This is a genomic window from Arcicella aurantiaca, from assembly GCF_003148625.1.
GTDB lineage: Bacteria > Bacteroidota > Bacteroidia > Cytophagales > Spirosomataceae > Arcicella > Arcicella aurantiaca.
This window is the reverse complement of record NZ_QGGO01000014.1, coordinates 112993-136513: the sequence shown is the minus strand read 5'-3', so window position 1 is coordinate 136513 and position 23521 is coordinate 112993. Positions and strand designations below refer to the sequence as shown.

General features: G+C 33.2%; 16 protein-coding genes. 2 read left to right on the top strand and 14 right to left on the bottom strand.

Going from position 1 to position 23521, the window contains the following annotated elements; genetic code table 11:
• Positions 1 to 26: 26 nt before the first annotated feature.
• Positions 27 to 611, top strand: coding sequence for a carboxymuconolactone decarboxylase family protein (locus LV89_RS14250; protein ID WP_109743576.1), 585 nt, complete (start codon positions 27 to 29; stop codon positions 609 to 611).
• Between the two features lie 144 nt (positions 612 to 755).
• Here the strand turns inward: LV89_RS14250 and LV89_RS14245 are convergent, their stop codons facing one another.
• The 14 genes from LV89_RS14245 to LV89_RS14180 form a co-directional block, all read right to left on the bottom strand.
• Positions 756 to 1784, bottom strand: coding sequence for an alginate O-acetyltransferase AlgX-related protein (locus LV89_RS14245; protein WP_146199163.1), 1029 nt, complete (start codon positions 1782 to 1784; stop codon positions 756 to 758).
• 10 nt (positions 1785 to 1794) lie between these two features.
• Positions 1795 to 3198: an MBOAT family O-acyltransferase gene (locus LV89_RS14240; RefSeq protein WP_109743574.1), complete on the bottom strand. Its 1404-nt coding sequence runs from the start codon at positions 3196 to 3198 to the stop codon at positions 1795 to 1797.
• A gap of 1 nt (position 3199) precedes the next feature.
• Positions 3200 to 5836: a hypothetical protein gene (locus tag LV89_RS14235; RefSeq protein WP_109743573.1), complete on the bottom strand. Its 2637-nt coding sequence runs from the start codon at positions 5834 to 5836 to the stop codon at positions 3200 to 3202.
• 67 nt (positions 5837 to 5903) lie between these two features.
• Positions 5904 to 7004, bottom strand: coding sequence for a UDP-galactopyranose mutase (gene glf / locus LV89_RS14230; RefSeq protein ID WP_109743572.1), 1101 nt, complete (start codon positions 7002 to 7004; stop codon positions 5904 to 5906).
• 77 nt (positions 7005 to 7081) lie between these two features.
• Entirely contained in the window at positions 7082 to 7822 is a 741-nt protein-coding gene (locus LV89_RS14225; RefSeq protein ID WP_109743571.1) for a glycosyltransferase family 2 protein, read from the bottom strand.
• A 103-nt stretch (positions 7823 to 7925) separates the two neighbouring features.
• On the bottom strand, positions 7926 to 9038 hold the full coding sequence (locus LV89_RS14220; RefSeq protein WP_109743570.1) for an acyltransferase family protein: 1113 nt from the start codon (positions 9036 to 9038) through the stop codon (positions 7926 to 7928).
• A gap of 33 nt (positions 9039 to 9071) precedes the next feature.
• The gene (locus tag LV89_RS14215; protein ID WP_109743569.1) at positions 9072 to 10733 is read right to left on the bottom strand and encodes a hypothetical protein; all 1662 of its coding nucleotides are present in this window, start codon (positions 10731 to 10733) and stop codon (positions 9072 to 9074) included.
• Positions 10734 to 10809: 76 nt separating this feature from the next.
• Entirely contained in the window at positions 10810 to 11718 is a 909-nt protein-coding gene (locus tag LV89_RS14210; protein WP_109743568.1) for a transketolase family protein, read from the bottom strand.
• A gap of 93 nt (positions 11719 to 11811) precedes the next feature.
• Positions 11812 to 13797: an NAD-dependent epimerase/dehydratase family protein gene (locus tag LV89_RS14205; protein ID WP_109743567.1), complete on the bottom strand. Its 1986-nt coding sequence runs from the start codon at positions 13795 to 13797 to the stop codon at positions 11812 to 11814.
• A 163-nt stretch (positions 13798 to 13960) separates the two neighbouring features.
• Positions 13961 to 14785 carry a transketolase gene (locus tag LV89_RS14200; RefSeq protein WP_109743566.1) on the bottom strand — a complete coding sequence of 275 codons (825 nt, stop codon included), beginning with the start codon at positions 14783 to 14785 and terminating at the stop codon, positions 13961 to 13963.
• A gap of 121 nt (positions 14786 to 14906) precedes the next feature.
• Positions 14907 to 16934 (bottom strand): OmpA family protein, encoded by a 2028-nt coding sequence (locus LV89_RS14195; RefSeq protein WP_158279586.1) that lies wholly within the window; start codon positions 16932 to 16934, stop codon positions 14907 to 14909.
• A gap of 268 nt (positions 16935 to 17202) precedes the next feature.
• Positions 17203 to 19215 carry an OmpA family protein gene (locus tag LV89_RS14190; RefSeq protein ID WP_109743564.1) on the bottom strand — a complete coding sequence of 671 codons (2013 nt, stop codon included), beginning with the start codon at positions 19213 to 19215 and terminating at the stop codon, positions 17203 to 17205.
• 120 nt (positions 19216 to 19335) lie between these two features.
• A complete protein-coding gene (locus LV89_RS14185) occupies positions 19336 to 19746 on the bottom strand; it encodes a hypothetical protein (RefSeq protein ID WP_211321207.1) in 411 nt (136 codons plus the stop codon).
• 312 nt (positions 19747 to 20058) lie between these two features.
• Entirely contained in the window at positions 20059 to 22269 is a 2211-nt protein-coding gene (locus LV89_RS14180) for an alpha-galactosidase (RefSeq protein ID WP_109743600.1), read from the bottom strand.
• Positions 22270 to 22444: 175 nt separating this feature from the next.
• Here LV89_RS14180 and LV89_RS14175 point away from each other — a divergent pair, with 175 nt between their 5' ends.
• Positions 22445 to 23308 carry an EboA domain-containing protein gene (locus LV89_RS14175; protein ID WP_229201522.1) on the top strand — a complete coding sequence of 288 codons (864 nt, stop codon included), beginning with the start codon at positions 22445 to 22447 and terminating at the stop codon, positions 23306 to 23308.
• Positions 23309 to 23521: the final 213 nt, after the last annotated feature.

The following is a 23521-nucleotide window of genomic DNA, read 5'->3' as shown; positions in this document are numbered from 1 at the left end:
TTTGAATTTCATAATCATCAATAATTATGTTTGGAACAGTAAGTGAAACTAAGAAAAACCTTTTGGCAGAAATTAATCTTCCTGCTGATTTTGAAAGTGTTTTCTTAAACCGTCTCAACGCAGCAGACCACCGTTATATTAAAGATTTAAAAATCAATCTCTCCAACTCATTAAAAGCTCAGACTTTAAATGAAAAAGAGGCGGTTTTAATTGCTTTATCAATTGCGATTAACGAAAAAGCAACTGATTTGATTGCTTCACTTGAAGAATCTGCAAAAGCGAAAGGAGTGGAGGAGAAAGAGTTGTTAGAAGTAGCTTCTTGCGTGTCGTTAATGAATGCCAATAATATTTTGTATCGTTTCCGTCACTTCATGAACAAAGACAGTTATACAAATATTCCTGCTGGTATTCGTATGTCAATTATGATGACGCCAGTTTTGGGAAAAGAATTTTTTGAATTATTAAGTTTAGTAATTTCTGCCGTGAATGGTTGCGAATTGTGCGTTACATCACACGAAGCCTCTGTAAAATCTCATGGAGCATCTGAACAACGCATTTTTGATGCAGTTCGTTTAGGAGCAGTTGTGAAAAGTGTAATTACGTTATTGTAGTTAAGTATTTGGAATAAATTATTTGACATTTGGTAGTGGCGTATAGCATACGCCAATGTTGGCGTATGCTATACGCCACTACCAAATGAACGAAGTCAATTTTAATAATTTATTCTTAATATTTAATAGCAAAAAAAAGCCAACTTATTCAGTTGGCTTTTTTTTGATTATTTTATTGACTTTCTCCAGCCAAATATCCCTTCCTGCACAACTCCAGTGCGTATCACTTTTCAAGTAAATTTTATCGGGTGACTTTTTGAAGTCCTTATAAGTATCAATAATCGGAATCTGTAAGCGTTTATCAGTCTCAATTCGCTCAATTAAATGATTATATTTTCCTAATTCTGGAGATAAAATGCTCACTTTATTCGGAATTACTGAAAGATAAACTTCATCAAAACCTGCTTTTAAATACGCTTCTCTGGTTTCATTAATATTCAATACGAACTTATCAATTTCTTCCTGACTTACGGGATAAAACGCAGAATGTTCGTTAGTAGAATCCGCTTCTTCACTGTAAAAAATATGTTTTTCATCCTTTGAAAGTACGACTTTATGTTCTACTCTTCCAAAAATATGATGATTTAATTGAGCTTTTACTTCTCTGAAATGTAAGAAGAAATCATAATTGAAAAGTGTATGTTCCAAACGTTCTTCGATTCCTTTCGGGAAAATAAATTTTACTAAATCAGTTACGTTTTCTTTCAATTTTTGCTTCCAAGATTGTTGATTTTTAACTTCTTGAGAATTTTTATTTTCAATTTTGAAGTTTTCAGCTTTTTGTGAAAAATGGTCTTTAGCAGTTCGCTCAACAGTTTCTAAAATAAGGATATTTCTTTTATTGGTATCTAATTGAATATCAGCTTGTTTTGCCCAATGAGTATAAGTATAATTGCCAACGTTAAAGTCATTGATATTCACTCTTTCTGCTTCCGTAAAACTATCTCCAATGATGAATAAGTTGACATTCTGCTCCGAATATTCAGACTTTATTGTTGGACATTTAGATGCTTTTTCTTTAAAATCTGATAAATACGACAATCGATATAAATCCCCAAAACGGTAATCATCAGGAAATAAACCCGTTGATTTGTATATCAAAGGCGAATATGCTTGTAACCATAAAAAAATGGCTATTGATAGAATACAATATTTTAATATTTTTGAAAACATTTGACTAAAATCAAAATTGGAAGTAGATGAATTGATTGGTTTCAAATACGCCAAAGAAATAAATTACGATGGCAAATAATAGAGATAAACCGTAAAACTTTTTAGTGTTTCGGGTATCAATATTGAAGAAATTGTATTCTTTCCATAGCAGAAAAGCAATCAACGCTAAAGAAAATAACATTTCTACTTTATTTAGTGGAGTTGCAAAATTTTCTGAGATAGACAATGTTCCTATTTTTTTCAATATCACAAAGGCATCGTGTGTGCCTTTTGCTCTAAAGAAAACCCATGCTAACATGACTAATAAGAAAGTTGAAATTAGGTTTAAACTTTTACCAAGTAGATTTTCGGGAAGCGAAATTTTTGGGAAATATTTATTTCTTAAAACTGCCAAAATTAGATAAAGACCATGTAAAGAACCCCAAATTACAAATGTCCAAGCTGCTCCATGCCACAAACCACTCACCATAAATACTATAAAATTATTCAAGTATCGTCGCCATTCTGCAACACGATTTCCTCCCAAAGGAATGTATAAATAGTCTCTAAACCAAGTAGATAGCGAAATATGCCAACGTCTCCAAAACTCTGAAATTGAGGTAGAGAAATAAGGAGTTCTAAAATTTTCCATTAATTCAAATCCCATGACACGGGCAGAACCAAGTGCAATATCTGAATAACCTGAAAAATCGCAATAAATCTGGAATGTATAAAAGAAAGTAGCTGCCAATAGGGTTAATCCTGTTTGTTCGCTTGGATTTTTATAAGCAAAATCAACAAACATAGCCAAGCGGTCTGCAATAACCACTTTTTTAAATAAACCCCAAGCCATCATCATTAAACCACTTTTTACTTTTTCCCAATCGTATTGGTAGGTTTCATGGAATTGGTGCAATACATTTTGTGGACGTTCAATTGGTCCAGCTACCAATTGCGGATAAAACATTACGTATAAAGCATAAATTCCAAAATGTCTTTCAGCTTTTTGATTTCCTCTGTACACTTCAAATGTATAACTCATCGCTTGAAAAGTATGAAAAGACAAACCGATAGGAAGTACAAAATCGAAAATGGGTAATGGATTTTTTACTTCTAAAAAGACCAATACATGATTTACGTTGTCGAACAGAAAATGGTAGTATTTGAAGAATGCTAAAATACCAACATTAGAAATAATACTCAGAATTAAGAGTAGTTTTCGTTGTTTCCCTGCTGTATTTTCAAGCCAAATACCTGCAAAATAGTCTATTATTATCGTGAAAAATAAGATTAGAATATAAACAGGTTGAAAAATCATATAAAAATAACAACTTGCAAAAAGGAGTAATTTCCAACGCCCCGACCAGCCTAATGACCAGTACCCAAGTGTTACTATGATGAAAAATATAAAAAAGTGAAGAGAATTAAAAAGCATATTAACGTATTTTTACCGACCAAGTTTCTATGCTACTTGGGGAAGTAATATTCATCATTATTTTTTTGTATGAATCTGAATATGAGATATTTGGAGGAAATTCAGATACGATTGGTAATGTTCCTACACTTTCTCCTAACTCATTATAAAAACGGTATGTTGTGTATCCGTTTGTGATAGCAAAATATTTACCCGCAGTTCCCAAATTATAGTATTTCAATTCTTTCTTACCATAATTTAGGTCTTTTACTGTAAATAATTCTGTTTCGTTTTTATCCATTACCACAACTTCTTTTCCGTCAGTTCTCATCACTACCCAATCTTTGTTCCGAGCGTCTGGTGCTAATAGAAATTTTACTTCATTGTTTGGTCTGAATAATTGTTTTTTCTCAAGAATTTTACCTTCAATACTAATTTTGTAAAGTTCTCCTTTGTCACTCAAAACTCTAATAACAAGGTTATTATTTGCACCTTCAAGTACAGGAGCAGAGCTAAAATTACTATTTAATTTGACAGGAAAACCATTTAAAACAGTTCCTTTTGAATTTTGTAAAGATAAATTCCCTGTTTTTTCTAAAATGACGGCATTTTCTGACCCTTTAATAATAAGACTTGGAATTGGTAAAATAACCTGACTGCGTAATGATTTATGCGACGATGTAATCACTAAGGTTTCTTTATTTATTTTGAAGGTTTCTCCATTATCGCTTACTAAAGTCAGATTTTCATTTTTATCCGCTTCATTCTCAAAAACGTTAAAATAAGAGAAGTTTACTTTTTTCGGATTCTTACTTGATTTTACTTCAAAACCTTCTTTTGTACGAGTTAAAGCATAAATTTTTGTACCAGTTACTACTAATAATTGTTGAGCAGATTCCTTTGAAATACTTACATTTTTAATTTGCCCAATAATTTTATCTGATAGGGCATAAGTCCAAATACTTTTGCCATTATCAAAAAGTCTTAATTTATTATCATTTCCTTGTACTAAAATTTCTAAATTTTTCGAGGAAGGATTAATCAAATATAATGGCTCTCTTTGTGCAGAAATGGCTATTCCGCTCAATTTTACCCATTTATTAGCAAATTTTTGAGGGGTTTTTGTAGGCTCAATATTTCTCAAAAGTACAATTCTACTTTCAGAAGTATTTTGTTGCAGTATTTCAGCCTGAACATTCAATAACTCATTTTGCTTATTTTGTAGTTTTGTTGCCCATTTATTATTCAAAATTTTACCTAATCCTTTTATCGCTTTCTCGCTTTCAGCAATAAATGTAAGGTTTGCAGGAATACAGTTTTTTAGAATAGTTTTATTTTTTGCTGAATTACTCCAAACGTCACCTTTTCCAATACTTTGGAGATAATCTTGCATCATTCCTAAGCTACTTGCCATGATGATATAATCTCTGTATTCGGTAAAATAACACTCCTCAAATCCTCCATACATTTCACCCAAAAGCATACTTGGAAATTCTTTTATACCCAGAGATGTTATTCCAAAACTACCATATTGTACATTAAAAACATCTTCTTTTCTGTTAGAAGCCACGTTTCGTGCAATAACTTTCAACGGCTTTAAAAGTTCTTTCTGTTTGATAATCAATACTTTATTGTAAATTGATTGGTCGGTATTATCAAAACTACAAAGCGTAATTTCATCGTTTATTTTCCTATATAAATCTGAGTAATCATAATCAAATGCACTCGAAGCTTTATTTCTTAATTTGTTAATTTTATCATTATTTTCAATCTGGGCTTCAATTTTCTTGTATAGACTTTCTGGGTTAGAATAACTTACATTCAAAATATATGAAGATGAATTGGGAATCATATTCAAACACTGAATGGTAGCGGGTTTTTGTCCTTCAAATAAACTATTATTGGTTGTACCTATGGCTTCTATAATATTTTTATTTGGTTGCAGCCACTGATAAGTATTAGCAAGAAGATAGGAAAAATGATTACTTTTTCCATCAATTGAAATATCGCCTAAAAAATCGTTTACAGCCGAGCTGTTAAAATGGGTTTGTGTAAAAACAGAATCGTTATCAATTACATTTTTATTTAATGACAACGTAGTTACCCATTTGTTTTTCTTGTGAAGTACAGCTTCTTCTAAAACTAAACTTGATATACTGAAAATTAAAAAATTGTCTTGAACGATAAAGGCAAATATTGATTTTGAATTTTCATCAATAACTTCAGAAATTTTAAAGCCTTGCGTTATGTGTGAAATGATTCTTTTTCCGCTTGTATTTTGTTTTAAATTATCCAATTTTTCAATAAAATCCTCATTGTCAGCATTTAATGGAAGATAATTTACGAATTCGCAATCATCTTTGCCTTCTGGTAGGATTGCAAAATACAAAGTCTTTTTTAATAATAAATCATTGATTTCTTTTTCGCTTAACCCAATTCTTTTTAAGTATAAAAATTGAAGTGCTGCTTGAGAAAGGAGAGGAAAGCGTTGAATTACCTTATTTTTGGCTGCGGAGATTTGATTTGTTTCTAACAATAAAAGGGTATTGTCAGGAATAAAACTGGTAATTGCGTTACTATGTTGATTTTTCTTCTGATAAAAAACATAACCCCCAATCCCTAAAATAGCTATTGCTAATAAAAATAACGGTTTTTTCATGGTAAGGATAGTTTTAAGGTTTGTAAAAGAGCGTAATAACGTTGAATTTATTACGCTCTTTCGCAAATTATAGCACTGCTTTTGTCGTAGCTAATGCAGAACCAATTACTTGGTGCATATCATAATATTTGTATTCAGCTAAACGACCGCCAAATATGATATTTTCTTCTTGACGAGATAAATCACGATATTTTTTGAATAATTCTGTGTTTTTATCGTCGTTAACAGGATAATAAGCTTCCATTCCTGCCGACCATTCACATGGATATTCTTTGGTTACTACTGTTTTTGCTTGTTTTCCAAACTCAAAATGTTTGTGTTCAATAATTCGTGTAAAAGGAATATGAGCTTCTGTATAATTGACAACTGCATTCCCTTGGAAATTTTCGTTGTCTAAAACTTCATGCTCAAACTTTAGACTGCGATACTCTAATTTTCCAAATTGATAATCATAAAATTCATCAATATTGCCTGTAAAAACTGTTTTTTCAGCCAAAGCCATCAATGCTTCTTTATCCTTGAAAAAGTCAACTTCTGTTCTTACTTCAATACCTGCCAATAATCCTTCTGTCAATTTATTATAACCTCCAACTGGAATTCCTTGATATTTATCATTGAAATAATTATTGTCGAATGTAAATCTCAACGGCAATCTTTTAATAATAAATGCAGGTAATTCTGTCGCTTTGCGTCCCCACTGCTTTTCTGTATAACCTTTAATTAGTTTATGATAAATATCTGTACCAACCAAAGAAATGGCTTGTTCTTCCAAATTTTGAGGGTCAGTTATACCTGACGCTTCAACTTGTTCTTGGATTTTTGCTTGTGCTTCCTCTGGTGTTTTCACTTTCCATAATTGATAGAAAGTATTCATATTGAATGGTAAATTGAACAATTCGCCTTCAAAATTAGCCAATGGAGAGTTTGTGTAACGATTAAACTCAACAAAAGAATTTACATAATCCCAAATACCTTTATCGTTGGTATGAAAAATATGAGCTCCGTACTTGTGAACATTTATGCCTTCTACTTCTTCCGAAAAAATATTTCCTCCCGTATGATTTCTACGGTCGATAACTAAACATTTTTTTCCTTTTTTGTTGGCTTCGTGAGCGAAAACAGCACCAAATAAACCAGCACCCACGATGAGATAATCGTATTGTTTCATATTTTAGGTTTTAGATTTTAGGTGTTAGAAATAAAAGAAATTTATAATTACTCATTCTAACACCTAAGCCCTAACATCTATTTCAAATTCTTAATTTTATTATTTAATTCTAAACGGAAGTTTAATAACTCTTTGAATGATTGCCAACAAACCTTTAAAAGTTTCATTTTTTGAATAGAAACTTCTCCTGTTGCTCTTTCTTTATGAACAATTGGAATATTGAATAATTCTTGACCCGATTTTTTTGCCATAATTGCCAAGAAAATATTGGGTGCAAATGGTACAGGATTAGGCAATTGTGATAATAATTTCTTCAAAAATGTTCCTTTAATTAATCTGAAAGGAATATTTGAATCCATAATGAATGTTCCATAAACGAAGAACATACTGTAACGTAGGATTCTGGTAATCAATAATCTGAAAATATCGTCATGTCTAATTTGGCGATACCCTAAGATAAAGTCTGATTGCGTTCTTTTGTCCCAAAGTTTTTTTACATCTTCTGGAATAAACTGGTCGTCTGAATCTGTTTGGAAAATGTATTCAGCATCTAATTCCACCGCTTTTCTATAAGCATGGACAACAGCATTACCATGACCGCCATTTACTTGGTGTACAACCTCAAGTTTTGGATATTGTGGTTTTAGAGAATCAAGAATTTTTCCTGTATTGTCTTTCGACCCGTCATTTACTACAATTAGTCGAGTATTTTCTCCTGCAAATTCAGTGTCTAATAAATCTGACCAAATTTTTACTACGTCTGCCATGCACTCTTCTTCGTTGTAGGCAGGCATGACGATTGCTAATTTAATGCTCATTAAAAAGGGTTGTTGGAAGCTAAAAATAATTTTACAAAAATACCGAATAACGTTTATATTAACGAAATTCTTGAACAATCTTAACAGTGTTTTTATCTAATGGTCAATAAGTGAAGTGTTTTTTCAGATTATTGACGGGTTTTTCAATCAAATACCAAGAGGCTGTTGCTAAAAATACTGTTATTGCTAAAAAGTAAATTAATTCGAAAGCTAAATTTTGACTTAATATTGGAATTACCGACTGTATTTTATGCAAAACCTTCATCACTATACTTGTATTTGGGGTGTGATAAACGTTATAAACAAAATTATGATAAAGATAAAGTCCATAACTGATGCGACCTAAATAGCTACTTGCAGGGTTTTCAAGTATGAATTTCATAATTCCGTCGTAGCCTGTTACTGCTTTCGCAATCAAAAAGAAACAAAACAATGAGCCAATAAAACGCTCTAAAACCAAATTTCCAAAATGATGAACTTGATTAGATGATAATTGATATTGACGAACAAAAAACATCAATGAAATCAATAAGATAAAGCTCGCAATTAAGTATTTGGTTTTACTTATTTCCTCGAAAATAGTTTCTTTTTTGAAGGTAAAATAATACGCTAAAAGCCCACCCAGACCAAAACTGTCCAAACAAGTAGGCATTAATACATATTGCACCATCCATTCATTACCGTTTAGGAAAAGAAAAATCCTAATAATTATAGAAAGCACTATCATTGAGAATAATACTTTTAAATAATTTTTGACGGGTAAAAAAAGAATTAAATATGGAAAAATTAGATAATATTGCTCTTCAACTGCCAATGACCAAAGGTGGTCTATTGTTCCCATCCAATGTTCTTTTGTGGCAATGTAAATATTAGTTGTATAAGTTAAACACCACCAAACGGTTTCTCTAACTGGCGGAACATCCAAAGCATACAATACAAATATTGTTAGGAAATAGATTGGGAAAATTCTGATACTACGACGAATAATGAATTGCTTAACAGAAAACCAATGGCTTCTTCCCACTTTATCATCTTTTAATTTACTCTGAATTAAAATTCTGGTAATTAAAAAACCACTCAAAACAAAAAACATCGTAACGCCTAATACCCCCAAAGGAAGAACATTTCTTTCTGCTAACCAGTGGTCAACTAATACCAAACCCACTGCCAAAAAGCGAATTCCATCAAGTTGTGTAAAGTATGTTTCTTGTTTCATTTTTTAAATTTACTGTTGCCAACTCTTACTATTTTACCAGTTTGTTTTAACTTTTGAGTTGATATTTTTATTAACTATCAATGAATCGTTTAAATAATATTGTTGGATATTTTTCCCTTCTTGAATCAGAATCCCTAAATAATATTTCCCGTTGTCAAATTCATTATAGTTTAAATCACTTGCAAAACCATTTTGCCAATATTTTGCTGTTCTTACAAACCCCGAAACAGGGAAGTTTGATAATTGAGTCGGCATTAAATAGGTTCTTGCAGCAGACTGCACAATTATATTGACGCTATTGGTGTTATTAACGTTGTTTTTGAATGAAGAATTCTGAATAAAAATACCGTTGGAATTGACAGATTTCGTTACTTTTTCAAGCCAAACTGGAGAAAATTGTATCCTATTTTTCAGTTGAGATAAATGATTATCTAAAGGAAATGTTGGCGTTTCATAAAGTTTGATACCATTATTTTTGGGCTGGACAGAAGAATCTAATGCCCAATTATAAGAAAACGACATTAGTTGATTTCTAAAATTGACAACTTCTTTGAAATTGATAAAATTAGTAATGAAGTTGAATAGAATCGCAATGCCTACGATTGGAAAAACAACCCAAGAAAAACGATTAACGTTAAATTTCGAAACAATTGCTAAATAAAGCGTTACGGTCAATAAAACGGAATATATTTTATATCTACTTGTCAATAAGCCTACTTCTCCGAAACTAATTCTTGTGTAGGTTACAACGATACCCGTGCCAATCAAAAACATTAAACTTCCTAAAATAAAAAGTTCAATGGAAGATAAATCACGCCTTCTATTGATGAGTTTGCTATTTAATGCCAAAAGAACAGAAATGACAGCACTTAATGCTAAGAAAATTGCTCCGAATAAAATAGTTACTTTAACTCTACCTGATGAATATGGCAATAAATCAAATGCTGAACCCAAAAATGAAAGGAAACCTAATGCTATTTTTCCAATTCCAATTCCGTTCATGGGTGGATTACTTGGTGGCATTTGATAATGGAAGAAATACAAGAAAATGAGTATCGCCGAAACCAATCCGAATACAATACTTTCTTTAAATCGCTTTTGTAATACTAATAGAACAATACAAATTGGAAATGCAGTTATGCCGTTTCCACTTGTGTATGTTGCAAAAAAAGCAAATAGTATTGCTAAATAGAAATGGCTTTTTTTATCAGAACAGATTAGATAGATTAAACCTAAAATAAAAAACACAACGCCAAAATTTTGCATGGCTGCCATTCCCCAAAAAGTATTTTCCCAAAGTTGTAACTGAAAGAATATCAGTGGAATAGGAGCGAAGTAGGCAATTGGCAAATTTGTTTTTTTAAAGACTCTAAAGAAAATAAATAGAATACCAAGAAGGGTAAAATTACCAATCCACATTAACCAACGGTATTCAATTGTTCCGTGAAGATAGAAAACAATTAACGTGAAAAAACGGTCAAAAGCGATGCGATGTTCGTTATGCTGTTTAAAGATTGCCTGTATTTTGGCTGCAAATCCATTAGCATTTTGAAATTCTACAATAAATGCTTTCAGTGCATGGTCATCCCATTTCGGAATATTGATAGCATATTCCGAAAGAAAGTAAAAATAAAGAGCAACAGGAAAAAAGATGATGATGCCCCAAATCGCATTTTTTTGTAAAATATTCTTCAATGGATAAGGATTATGGTAAATAGTAACGCAGACTTTAGTCTGTACTTTTAAATTTACAGACTGAAGTCTGAGTTACTTAAACGAAAAGTCTTAATTTATCAGCGATATTTTTTGCATCTAAACCAGATTGAGTTTGATGAAAATTTTGGTCGCCATAAGTCCCATCTGGATAACCCTCAGCTCTAAGACTAATGAATTTTTTGAAGGTAATACCATTCTCCATTAATTGCACTGAAAGTTGTTGTGCTAATCCGCCAATACTAACGTGTTCTTCGATAACTAATAGATTTTCAGTGTTTTGCAATAAAGACAAGCCTTCATTATTAATAGTCAAAGGAACATTTTGGGCAGTTAAAAGATTAAATTTATTGGCAAATTCTTCTTGTTGCAAAACTGCTACCACATTATTAGCAACGGGTCCTAAAGCAACGATTGTTCCTTTCGCTTCGTCAGATTTTACCACCATTTTCAAACTTCCAAAGTTGCCTTCATGGGCAGGGGTTTGCTTTCCTGCTCCTAAACGTAAATAAGCAGGGCGACCATCTGCAACTATTTGATTTACGAATGGTTCTACATCATCTGCAAAGGCAGGAACCCAACATTTTACGTTTTGAAGACTACTCAAACCTGCAATATCTTCAATGGCATGGTGCGAACTTCCCATAATCCCGTAGCCATAGCCACCTCCATTTCCAACCAAGAAAACAGGCAAATTATGCAAGCAAACGTCATTTCTGAATTGTTCCCAACAACGGTAAACGATGAATGGAGCAATTGAATAACAAAAAACTTTAAATCCTTTGTATGCCATTCCTGCGGCTAAACCTACCATGTTTTGTTCGGCAACGCCTGCATTAATAAAGCGATTTCCTAACTTTTCTTGTAAGTTTTCGAGTGCGTTGTAGCCTAAATCGCCCGTAATAAAAACGACTTTCTCGTCTGCAAGTGCAATTTTTTCGATGGCATCTGAAAATTCTCTTCTCATATATTTTAGAGGTAAGTCTATAAGTCAAAAGTCATAAGTAAATCAACCATTTCATTTTTCTTGTGACTTTCGACATACAACTTACTACTTCATTTATTTTCTCTGTTCTTCTACTAATCTTTTAATTTCTTCTGAAGTGTTGTAACGTTTAACGCCTTTTCTCACTTTCGTTCTAATGAATTTTGGACGTTTTTTCGTTTCCTCAAAAATCTTAGCGATATATTCTCCTAAGAAACTGATTCCTAACATATTAATTCCTCCGAAAAACATAACCAAAATAATAACTGTTGATAAGCCTGATGGAGTTTCTGGATAGAAAACATATTTTGCTAAAACTTGCCAAATTATTCCTAAAATTGACGCTAATGTCATAAAGAAACCTGTGTATGACATGATTTCTAAAGGGACAAAGCTAAATGAGAATATTGCTTTTTTAGCCCACCAAATATTTTTACGCCAGTTGTTGGTAGAAACTCCAAACATTCTTTCTGGACGAACATAATCTACTCCAGTTTGTTTGAAACCAACCCAAGCTCTTAATCCACGTAAAAACTGTTCAGTTTCTGGTAAATTAATCAACTCTTTCACTACTTTACGGTCAATCATCGAGAAATCGCCTGCATCTTTTGGTATGTTGATGTACGACATATTCTTGAAGATTTTATAAAATGTCTTGTAGAAAAAATGTAACCAAGCGGGCATTTCACGTTGAACCCTAACTCCGTAAGTTACTTCATAACCTTGCGTCCATTTTTCATAAAACTTAGGCATAATTTCTGGCGGGTCTTGTAAATCTCCGTCCATTAAAACGACGGCATCTCCCGTTGAAATTTCCATTCCTGACAAGAATCCTGCTTGTGAACCAAAATTTCTTGAATGGGTAATTCCAATAACATTTGGGTCTTTATTACAAATGGCTTCTAAAACTTCTTCTGTATTATCTGGTGAGCAGTCGTTTACGAAAATAATTTCATAGCGAACTTTCATTTCGTTAAATGTCTTGACTAAACGTTCATACATAAACGGAATTGCTTCGGCATCTCTATAACAAGCAATAATTGCGGTAATTACAGGATTGAGATATGGATTTTGGAATGCAGGTAATAATTTTCCTTCGTATTGGATACCTTCTTGCCAATCAAAATATTGTCTAAGTCCTTGATTTAGTGGTGTTTTTGCTTTCCATCCCAAATCTTTATTAGCTTCAGTTGGGTCACCGAACCATTCTGCTAAATCCCAAGAACGGTTTTGCATACTTCCCCACGAAGGCTCTTCTTTAATGCCAAATTCTTTACGACAAACTTCTACTAAATCGCCAATGGTTGTTTTTACACCGCTTGCGATGTTATAAGATTTCCCTCTGATTTCGGGAGACATTTTCAAAGCTGAATCAATGAAAGCCTCTACACAATCGGACATATAAACAAAGTCACGACTAATTTCAGGAGAAACAAAATTGGGTAGTTTGTGTTGTCTTACGCTTTCAATCAATTTTGGAATTAATCTGTCAGGTTCTTCCCAATCGCCATAAATGGAATAAAGACGAAGATTTACAGCATTTTTCTCATGAACTTTTGCGTAAAACTGAATCATGTAAGCCGCCGAAACTTTTGAAACTGAATAGTGACTATTCGGTTCAAGCGTATCAGTTTCTTTTGGAGAAGTACAGTTAAAACCATATTCAGAGCTACTTCCTGCGTGGATGTACACCATGTCGGAAGCAAGATTTTCTAAAAGATTTACCGTACCAATTACGTTAGTTTCGTAGGTAAGTGTTATATTTTTTTGCTTTGAATACGCACCATAAGCCGCTAAATTAAAAATGGTTTTAGGTTTATAAGTATTAAAAACCTCTTGAACCGAATAATTAGACACAATATCACAGTGAACAATATTGGCAGCAGGAATATCAAGTAATTTCAATCGCCATGCTTTTTGAGCATCATGCGTAAGTGCGTAACAATCTTTGCGTACACTAAAAATATCTTTAAAAAGATTAGCACCTATAAAACCGCTTGCTCCGTAAACGAAGATTGGACCTTTGAGAGATAGGATTTTTTCTTTTACCGAATCGGTCATTTTTATTTATTGAAGATTTGAAAACGTGATTTTGGGCAATTTGATTTTGAACTCTATAAGTGGTTTGGTTTAAATAATCGACACAAACTTGATTTATAAAAGTCTTGTAGTCAATTGATTAGGCTGCAAAATGATAATGCCTAAATCCAAACCCCTAATTACGCTAAACGTAATTGTTATTTACGTCATTCATCGCAATTTCAAACTGCTCTGGTTTCATGGGTAAGTAATGCCATTCCATACGATTTTCCATGTACGAAACGCCTTTTCCTTTGGTCGTATTGGCAATTAATAATTTTGGAATACCGTTCTTTTTGGCTTTGAACAAGTCAATTTGATTGTAAATTTCTTCGATATTATGTCCGTCACATTCTACAACATCAAAGCCGATTGCTTCCCATTTTGTTTTATCGGCAGAAACGCCTAAAATTTCATCAGTATTGCCAAATCCTTGTAAGCCATTTTTGTCAACCATCACGATAAGATTGTCTAAACCTTTAGCAACCGCATAATGAGCGGCTTCCCAAGTTGTACCTTCATTGGTTTCACCGTCTGACATTAAAACGTAGGTGTATTCGCCGTTTTCAAGGATTTTGCTTGCTTGGGCAATTCCCGTTGCGATTGGCAAACCATGTCCTAATGAACCTGTTGCAAATGGAATACCTGCAATTTTATTGGGAGCTGGGTGAGCGGGAAGTACGGTTCCGTTTTTATAAAATGTCTTTAATTCTTCGTCTGAAATTTCTCCTGATTCATTTAAGCAAGCATACAATGCTGCCGCAGCATGACCTTTAGAGAGTAGAAAAACTTCATTATCTTGTTTATGAGATAACAAAGAACCAATCATTAAATCAACACATGACAATGAACAACCAATATGACCTGCATTGGCTGTAAAATACATTTCGAGAATTCTGAGGCGTAAGGTCTTTTGCAACTTTTTTAAGTCTGCAAAAGAATTGAGGGTATTGTTCTTTGAGGTTATCATTCAGAGATGGGTTCGTCTTCTTTTGAATTAAAAAAACGTAATTCGAGTACAAAAATAGCTGATTTTTATTAATGTAGCACGATTTAACCCGACTGAATCTGATTTGAAAATATTAAACGGTCTATTTTTTCGTAATTGTAAACTCTACACGACGATTTAAACGACGGCGTTCTTCGGTAGCATTGCTGGCAATTGGGCGAGTTTGTCCCCAACCTTTCGTGGTAACCCTCTCGGAAGCTATCCCTTTAGAAATCAGGTAGTTTTTAACTTCTTCTACTCGTTCTTCTGATAATTTTAGGTTTAGTTGGAAGTCGCCCTGATTATCAGTATGTCCTTCAAAAAGTATCTCCAAAGTCGGAAAATCATTCATTGCTTGCACTATTCTATCCAAATCTTTCAAGGCAGGTGCTTGTAGGTGTGATTCGCCTTGTTCAAAGGTAAAACTGTTCAAAACTCCTTTATTTCCTACTTCCAAAGGCATTAAATAAAAGTCTTTTTTGATTTCTCGGTAAGATATTTCTTTCGACAAATCAACCGTTTCATTGATGGCTAAATATCCTTTTGCATACGGAACAAAATTGTAAATTTCTTTCAAAGGCACGACAAAACTAAATGAACCCGTTGCAGGGTCATATTTTTTTACTTCGGGCTTTAATTTATCATTTTGTGGAGTCATCGTCAAAACGGCTTCAACTGGCTTTTTGTCCGTAGTCGTTAAAATATCTCCTGAAATAATAGCCACAGGCTCTGGTTTTGCAGTTTTAGGTAATTCTAATTTATAAATATCTTCTTTTTTTGCTGCATTTATAGAGCAGATATAAGCATACTCTCCAGAGGCTGGAAGCGTGAAGTATCCATCCCAATTTGGTGTATTTATGGCAGAACCAAGGTTTTCAGGTTCTGTCCAATACTGCCAAGTGTCATCTAATCTTTGTGTTTTAAAAATATCGTTATCTCCATAACCAGGGAAACCTCTTGTGGAAAAATAAAGCGTTTTTCCATCTGCCGCAATAAAAGGCGTTACTTCATGTTCAACCGTATTTATTTGTCTTCCCATACTAATTGGTTCAGACCAATTGGTGTTTTCCTTTTTGAAAGAAACATATAAGTCTCTTTTTCCAACTGTATTTTTTCGTTGAATTGACATTACCATTACTCTTCCATCAGGTGAAATTGCATATTCAGCATTTGGACTTTGATTATAGTAATTGTCAATCTTTATTTCTTCTGGATATGCCCAACCTGCCCGTGTTCTAAATGAGCGTGAAATTCCGGGAGATAATTTTCCATCTTTGTTGTATTTGTTCATTAATAGGATTTCTCTTCCATCGGCAGAAACCGCAAACACGGCATTTTTATCTTCATTATTGATTGGATAACCAATATTTTTTGATTTTACCCAATTTCCATTTTTATCTTGTACGCTAAACCAAACATCTTGGTCTTTTTCTTTACCAAACATACTTAGATAATTACGGGTATAAAAAAGGGTTTTACCATCACTTGAAATTACTGGAGCAAATTCTTGATGTCTTGAATTTACACCTTTACCTAAATTCTCTCGGTAAACTTCTTTTGGGGCATCGGCTGCTACTCTAATAACTGCTTTGATGGGTTCAGTAGAATCAGAAATCCCAATGGCATCAATTTGGTTTGGTCCTTTAATTTTTTCGGTATTAAGGATTAATTTAATGGCTTTGATGCTGTAAGTAGTCATTTCTGAGAGAATGACGTTCAACATTTTACCTTTATCTTTTATCTCATTAATCTGATTTTCGGGAGTTTGATAAAGTGTATAAACATTATTTTTTGAGTCTATTGCTAAGATTTTTTCAATACAACCTTGACCAAAGTTTTCGGCAACGGCAACTTGTCTGATAGGCATGAGCGTATCAAAGGCAACCGTGATGTATTCTGCACTTGGACTATCGGGTTGTGAAGGTTGCCAAGCGGCAGTACTTTCTGAGATATTGGGGAGAACATTAGGTTTTCCTAATGCTTGAATTGCTTTGTATTCGGTAGTTTGAAAAGGAATGACCCTTTCAGATGAAAATTCTAATACTTTACTCGCCCAACAAACTTTTTGGGAAAATGTTGGGAAAATAATAAGCTGAAAGAAGAACAAAAAGGCGGCGGATTTTTTGAACATTGATAACATGGAAATAAGGTTAATTCCTCAATTACAAAAATGATACCGTTTTCTAAAAAGGGTTTTAATTAGTATTTCGCCTTTTTGTAATTTGATGAGAGATTGTTAATGAAACGCAAAAAAAATGTTCTATTCCTGACTTATTTGGGTGTTTTTCCAATTATTACTAAACTGTAAAAATAGGTGTTTGGATTTAGTGTATTGTGCAATCCTTTGATGATTACACTTTGGTAAGGCAATGGCATACCACGTAAATCTCAACACTTACTTAATTCTTAACAATTGTTACTTCTACACGTCTATTTAATTTTCTTTTTTCTTCTGAATTATTACTTGAAATTGGTCTTGTTGAGCCGTATCCCTGAGTTTGCACTCTTTTTATATTTATTCCTCCTGCCGCTAAATATTTCTTCACTTCTTCAACTCTTTGTTTTGATAATAGCAAGTTTTCGTTCCAATCTCCTTGATTATCAGTGTGTCCTTCCAACATGATTTCCATTGTTGGATTTTCTTCCATTACTTTGATTATTCTATCTAATTCTGGAAAAGAATTGTCTAAAATTTCGGCTTTACTTTGAGCGAAGAAAACACTATTGAGTGTCATTTTCTGTCCTGCTTCAATCGGAAGTAAATAAATATTCTTTTTTACTTCTTTAAAGTTATTGTCTTTTGTAAAATCTAAAGGTTCAGAAACAGCCATAAAACCCTTTTTTGATGCCGAAATCGTGTAGCTCTGTTTAGAAGGAAGCATCATTTTATAATCTCCCGTCAGAGGGTCATAAGTAACACAAACGGTATCTTTATCAGTCAATGATTGAACATTAATTTTGGCAGAAATCGGTTTGTTATCTACTTTGTTATAAACCCCACCAGTTACTTGAACAACAGCACTTGGTTTAATTGATTCTGGAACACGTAATTTAAAAATATCTTCTTCGCCAATAGCATTTTCTTGTGAGCTAAAAAAGGCATAATCACCAATGGCGGAGATTGAAAAATATCCGTCCCACTCAGGTGTATTAATGACAGAACCTAAATTTTCAGGTTCTGACCAATTCATCCAAGTGTCGTCTAATCTTCTGCTCAAGAAAATATCATTGTTGCCATAACCACTCAAACCTTTTGTGGAAAAATAAAGCGTTTTGCCATCAGCGGCTACAAATGGAGTGCTTTCTTCTTCGGCAGTGTTGATTTTTTTTCCTAAATTTTTGGGTTCTGCCCAAGTGCCGTCAGGTTGTAAAAATGAAACATAAATATCTTTACCTCCTTGTGTTTCAGCGAATTGACCTGTTAGAATCAAAACTCGACCATTAGGAGAAAAACTATATTCTGCATATTCAGATTTATTTCTAAAGTTTTTGATATTTATTGGCTTCGGAAATGCCCAACCTGTTGGCGTTTTCGTTGACATGGAAACACCTTTTGCCATTGAGCCGTCTCTCAAATAAACGTTATTGAGCAAAATGGTTTTTCCGTCGGGAGAAATGGCACAAATGGCGTTGTGTTCTGTATTGTTGATTGGTTCGCCCATTGGCTTGGCTAATCCCCATTTTCCGTCTTTTTGAATTTCTGAAAACCAGACGTCTTGATTTTTTCCTGTCCCTAAGTTTTCGGGATGTTTCCAGCGAGTGTAATACAAGGTTTTTCCATCTGGAGAAATCACTGGGGCAATTTCACGATAGGCAGAGTTCACATTTTCACCCAAATTTTCTTTAATAATTTCGGCAGGAAGATTTTTTGCTAAGTTTATACTCGCTTTGATGGGTACATCTGACTGAGAAATGGCAATGGCGTCAATTTGATTCCAACCTTTTACTCTATTTGTATTTAGAACAATTTTTATTCCTCGAACTTTAAACGGCGTTAATTTAGATAAAACGAGATTCGCCATTCTTCCAACTTCATTGGTTGGCATATTTTTATTGACCCAAAGTGTTTTTAAATTATCAAATTCATCAAAAGCTTCAATTCTTACGATACAACCTTGCCCAAAGTTTTCTGCAATAGCCACTTGTTTGATTGGCATTAAGGTATCAAAACCAACGATTAAGAATTCTTCCAATGGACTTTCTTGTGTCATGGGTTGCCACGCACATACACTCTGCCCAAAAAGGGGAAGTTTGTTGGGCTTTCCTAATGCTTGAATGGCTTTGTTTTCTTTGGTGGTATTTGCGTCGGAATATTCAGATGAAAAGGCAATAACACGGCTTGCCCAGAAGGTTTTTTGAGCGGTTGTTTGTAAGGAAATGATTAATAATAAAAGAGCTATGGTAAATCTCATATTCTGGGTTAATGAGTTTATTATGAATGAGTTGTCGAATTATGAGTAGCTTTGTTTTAATTGTTGTCAATTAGCTTAATCATAGACTCATTCACTATGAACTCATAAACTTTCGAGAACTCAAAAAATCGAAATTTCTTCTAAAATTTTGGTAGGTTCTTTGGCTTTTTTGATTTTTTCAAACGTAATTTTCTTGGCTTTTTGTTCAAGTTTTAAGCCTTTTTGAACTTGTAAATTATGGTCGAAAAATTCAATAGCACGTTGTACCTTGTTTTTGTTGATGGTGAGAAAGTAGGGTCGTCTTCCGTTTTTCTGAATTAAACGTGCATCTAATTTATAAATTGTGCCTTCTGGAAAATCCGAAATCATTTTGGCAGGACAACCAATTTTTAAATCGCATGGAATGGTTTGCCCTTCAAGTGTTTTTAATCTTGGACGATTTCTGCGAGTATCGAAATACACCTTGGCATAAATATCCAAGAATATTTTCTTTTCTAATTCGGGCATTTCAGAAACGAGCGAAAGTTGCATAATTCGATAAAGCGTTAAAGATTTTCGTAGGATTTATAAAATTAAAGATAAAATACTAATCTGTCAAATATTTAATCTGAACTATGATTTGTTTGATTGAATGATTTTAATCTGAACTATGATTTATTTGATTGAGAGATTTTAAGATTGTTTTTTGAAAATCTTATTATCCTTAAATCCTATAAATCATAGTTCAATTTGTGTTATTAATCTTATCTGAACTATGATTTGTTTGATTCCCTGATTTTAAGATTGTTTTTTTGAAAATCCTAATATCATTAAATCTCAAAAATCATAGTTCAGACAAATATTTTATTTCACTTCTGTAAACTCTAAAATTACACTACTTCTACGTCCGCTCAATTCTGGATTGATGCCAATGGTCATCAAATAATCTCCTGTGTAAACTAAGTCCGCTTTTAGGGTTGATGTTGTTCCTGGGAAAAGATTAATTTCTTTAACACTATATTTTTTAGTTGGCGATAATCCTTTTAATTTGATTGGCATTGGATTATAACCTGTGTCAAATCTATTGGTTGTCAGATAATTAAACATCACTGCGTGGTCTTGATTTTCATTACAAAAATTGACCGATGCAAATGGTTTTTCCCAAGGGTTTTGCAAACGATAAAGATTGCCTTTCCAAATAACAGGGTTAATTCTTTTGTAATTTTCTAAAGCTTTCTGACTAAATTCAAGCTCTTTCTCCGTCAATTGACTAACCACAATATCGTAGCCCATTTTGCCCATCATGGCAACATCAGTTCTGAATTTTAAGCCTACTTTACTCCAATCTGTAATGTGGTTACAATGAGCAATGGCAGGATAAAAATAGGAGTTTTCCCATTGAATAAAAATTCTTTCTATTGGGTCGGTATTGTCGCTCAACCAAAATTCTGTAAAATATTTTAATGCTTCGTAGTCCACACGTCCGCCTCCGCCTGAGCAAAGCATCATTGGTACTTTTGGAAATTTAGTTCTAATTCTTTCCAAAACTTTGTATAAACCTTTTACATATTCAACGTACAAATGCGTTTGTGGCAAACCTTGTTTTTGCAAATACATAGAATGTGCATTATAAGTTACGGCGTTACAATCCCACTTAATGAAGGCTAAATCTGGATTTTTGGTGAATAAATTATCCAAAACCCCGAATACAAAATCTTGAACTTCTGGGTTCGACAAATCAAGTGGTAATTGATTTCTGAAATAATGTTCTGGTCGTTCAGGCTCACGAATTACCCAATCTTTGTGTTGTTCATACAATTCTGATTTTGGATTTACCATTTCTGGTTCTACCCAAATACCAAATTTTATCCCTGCTTTGGTAGCTTCTTTCATTAAATAACCAATGCCATTCGGTAATTTTTTGCGGTTTTCTTGCCAATCTCCCAAACCTGCCACATCGCCATTTCTTGGATATTTATTGGCAAACCAACCATCATCTAATAAAAATAAATCAACGCCTAATTTTTTACCATCTTTAAATAAACCTGTTAATTTTTGTTCATCAAAGTCGAAATAAGTGGCTTCCCAGTTGTTTAAAAGTGTTAATCTTGAACCTTCACCGTCTAAAATTCGATATTTTCTTGCCCAATTGTGCATATTTCTACTGGCTTCGCCTTTTCCATTATCTGAAAAAGTAGAAATAAATGACGGTGTTTTAAATTCTTGATTTGGAGCAAGAGAATATTCAGAAGCGTGAGGGTTAATACCTGCCAATAATCTTAAATTATGATAAGAATCAACTTCAAAATCAATTTTGAAATTACCTGACCAAGCTAACGTTCCTAACATTACCTTACCTTCATCTTCAGTAGCCTGACGGTCGAATGAAAGCATAAAAGTTGGTGGTTGAAATAAATTGGCTCTTGTTCCTAATTTTGAATCCAAAGTTTTAATCCCTGCTGTCAAAAGGGTTTCTTCGGTTTTCATTTCTTCAGCCCAACCACCATGATAATGATGTAACACGTAATTATCAGCCGAGAAATACATATTTGCCGAAGCATATTTTTGCATCAAAATGTTCTTTTTCTCCTGATGTTTTATTAAACTCCATTGCTCAATTACATTTTCTTTGGCATAAACTTTATAACAAAGCGTTACTTCAACAGGATAATTGGGGTCTTTCAATAAAATATTGGTTTGCGTTACGTTATCATCGATTTTTATGGTTTGATGACTCACATATTTTAATTCCAAAGACGAATTTCCATCTGCGTGCGTTATTTGAATGGCAGGTTCTACCAAATTCCAAGTTCCGCTTGGCGTGTACGGAGAGTTATAAATTCCTGCGTTTGAGTCATTGTAACGCAACTCTTGCGAGATAAGGGCATTGTCGGAAGTTTTAAGTAATTTTTTTCCAAAATGAACAATTCCTAAACGATTATCCTTATCAGTTTGTAAGACTAATGAATTTTTAGCGGTTTCAATCGGAATGGTAACATTTTGCTGGGCTTGCACAAAATAATTGGTACAAGTGAAGGCAATTAAGGAAATAAAGAGTTGGGATTTTTTGAACATAGTTTTGATTTTGAGAGTCATTGGATTTTAATTGACCCGAAATTACGATATTTTATCCCATTCTTTATCTGTGTTTAATTAGATTATTGTAGGAATAATTGTAACAAAATCTCAGCGACCTAAATGAGAAAAGTCATATTAGTTAGTTAATCATTCATAAAGAATTATTGATTTCTTGGCTTTATCTTTGGGGAAATATCAAGAATTATTGAAAATGGTAAGGACTTTAGATAAAATATTTGAAATTATACAGGAGAACGCCAACGAAAAAGAACTTGCTTGGCTCAATGAAAAAATAAGCAATGCAAAATCTACCCAATTGGCATTTGTATCAGCTCCAAGATTTATTGGGAAACGATTGATAAGTTTTGAAATTGAAGGAAATCAAACCCAAAATTGGACATTTGACCGCTTGGTGAGAGTTTATTTGTTATTGAAATTAGAGGAAATGAATCCAGAAGGTTTTGAAGAACAAATAAATATGCTTTTTGATACTGCCGAAATCCACGAATCTATTGCTCTTTATTCAGCTTTACCATTGTTTCAAAACCCAGAAAAATGGCTTTTAAGAGCAACTGATGCGGTTCGTTCAAACGTAGGAGATATTTTTGATTCAATTGCTTTCAATAATGTTTATCCCGTAAAATACTTTTCTGAATTAGCATGGAATCAATTGGTTTTGAAGTGTATTTTCAATGAGAAACCAATTCATCAAATTATTGGATTGGATTCACGAGCTAATCAACATTTAGCTGATACACTTTCAGATTTTGCCCATGAACGTTGGGCGGCAGGACGAAGAATTCCATCACAAGTTTGGCGTTTGGTAACTAATTTTTTAAATGAAATTATTATTAAAGATTTAGAAAGTTTATTTCTTTCAAATGACCTTCAAAATCAAATTGCTGCCACTTTAGTTTGTTCCCAAACGACAAATTCTGAAGCGAAAGATTTACTAAATAAATATTCATTAGCGATAAATCCAGAAATGTTGTCTTGGGAATATTTAGAAAATCAATCAGCTATTTGTTATGGGTAGTTCAGTTTTGAATGAGTGAATTGTGAGTTAGTGATTTATTCACGAACGTATTAGAAGTTTTTATTTTTCTCAGTTTTTCGTGATTTTTTCTGTTTGAGGACAACTTCTCGAAAGTTCTAAAACTTTCGAGAAGTTTCTTATCCGAGTTGAAACTGGAAATTCTTTGAGTTTTAAAACTTTCGTAAAGTTACTATCTCAAATATGCTAAACTGA

Bases quoted from the DNA above. Each gene is read 5' to 3' on its own strand.
- LV89_RS14205 (WP_109743567.1), bottom strand. From the start codon at position 13,797: ATGACCGATTCGGTAAAAGAAAAAATCCTATCTCTCAAAGGTCCAATC.
- LV89_RS14180 (WP_109743600.1), bottom strand. From the start codon at position 22,269: ATGTTCAAAAAATCCCAACTCTTTATTTCCTTAATTGCCTTCACTTGT.
- LV89_RS14220 (WP_109743570.1), bottom strand. From the start codon at position 9,038: ATGAAACAAGAAACATACTTTACACAACTTGATGGAATTCGCTTTTTG.
- LV89_RS14250 (WP_109743576.1), top strand. From the start codon at position 27: ATGTTTGGAACAGTAAGTGAAACTAAGAAAAACCTTTTGGCAGAAATT.
- glf (WP_109743572.1), bottom strand. From the start codon at position 7,004: ATGAAACAATACGATTATCTCATCGTGGGTGCTGGTTTATTTGGTGCT.
- LV89_RS14245 (WP_146199163.1), bottom strand. From the start codon at position 1,784: ATGTTTTCAAAAATATTAAAATATTGTATTCTATCAATAGCCATTTTT.
- LV89_RS14200 (WP_109743566.1), bottom strand. From the start codon at position 14,785: ATGATAACCTCAAAGAACAATACCCTCAATTCTTTTGCAGACTTAAAA.
- LV89_RS14190 (WP_109743564.1), bottom strand. From the start codon at position 19,215: ATGAGATTTACCATAGCTCTTTTATTATTAATCATTTCCTTACAAACA.
- LV89_RS14185 (WP_211321207.1), bottom strand. From the start codon at position 19,746: ATGCAACTTTCGCTCGTTTCTGAAATGCCCGAATTAGAAAAGAAAATA.
- LV89_RS14240 (WP_109743574.1), bottom strand. From the start codon at position 3,198: ATGCTTTTTAATTCTCTTCACTTTTTTATATTTTTCATCATAGTAACA.
- LV89_RS14225 (WP_109743571.1), bottom strand. From the start codon at position 7,822: ATGAGCATTAAATTAGCAATCGTCATGCCTGCCTACAACGAAGAAGAG.
- LV89_RS14235 (WP_109743573.1), bottom strand. From the start codon at position 5,836: ATGAAAAAACCGTTATTTTTATTAGCAATAGCTATTTTAGGGATTGGG.
- LV89_RS14210 (WP_109743568.1), bottom strand. From the start codon at position 11,718: ATGAGAAGAGAATTTTCAGATGCCATCGAAAAAATTGCACTTGCAGAC.
- LV89_RS14195 (WP_158279586.1), bottom strand. From the start codon at position 16,934: ATGTTCAAAAAATCCGCCGCCTTTTTGTTCTTCTTTCAGCTTATTATT.